General features: G+C 52.0%; 1 protein-coding gene. It reads right to left on the minus strand.

Translation table 11 applies throughout. The annotated features are described in order from the left end of the window. The coding region (locus BKY26_RS20750) for a Hint domain-containing protein (RefSeq protein WP_227435112.1) at positions 1 to 522 on the minus strand (522 nt) is incomplete at its 3' end. Positions 523 to 791 lie beyond the last annotated feature (269 nt).

A 791-nucleotide genomic window follows, 5' to 3' on the forward strand; every position in this document is an offset into this window, starting at 1 on the left:
TTCGGCAGGACCGAAGCGGGTCATGACCGTCTGCCGCCCGATCCATTTGACAGGCACAGCACCATTCGCCGTCTCGATCAAGTCCCCGATGCACAATGCCTCGACTGCGCGAGTTCCCATAGGAGTTGAAATCTGACTTCCGGCGACAAAACATGTCGGGAAAGCATCGGTTTCACGTGCCGAGTAGTCAATAGGATCTGGGAATATGAAGTCGGTGACCGACATCCCCAACGGAACTACGATCAAAACTTGGATAACATTCGGATCGACGTAACTAGCCGCCCCTTGGACAAGAGCAAGTTCCATCGAGCCGCCACCAACGAGTGGCACAGACATGTTGCCTAGGTAGTTAAGGTTGTTGCCTGATACGACACCCAGTACGTCACCGATTTCAAACGTAGTGTCGCCATCGCTGTCATCATCGAACGTAAAATTCTGGACGGTTGTTCCCTGGAACGCGCTATTGTTGTTCGATGTATCGACCTGATATTCAGCAAAGCCTGAAATTTCATATGTTGCCACTAGTAGGATCCTCACCTTCTAAGCTCGATGACACAATGACGGCCAATATGTCACCCCGCGTTCACAATCTCTACAGATATTTAGGTTTAAGACAACAGATTGAACCAACGCCATAAAACCCGCCGGAGCCGTGTTGCATCGCACCGTGGTTGCAGAAGCGGAAAGCAGCGTTGGAACAGACATGCGCCAAAGACAGTGGCGCCGCCTAAGCCGCTTGCCCATTGGCGAGAATTTGCTGGATCTTTCCTGGCACCTGCCTTGCGCTCATC

Source organism: Nioella sediminis, assembly GCF_001879695.1.
Taxonomy (GTDB): domain Bacteria; phylum Pseudomonadota; class Alphaproteobacteria; order Rhodobacterales; family Rhodobacteraceae; genus Nioella; species Nioella sediminis.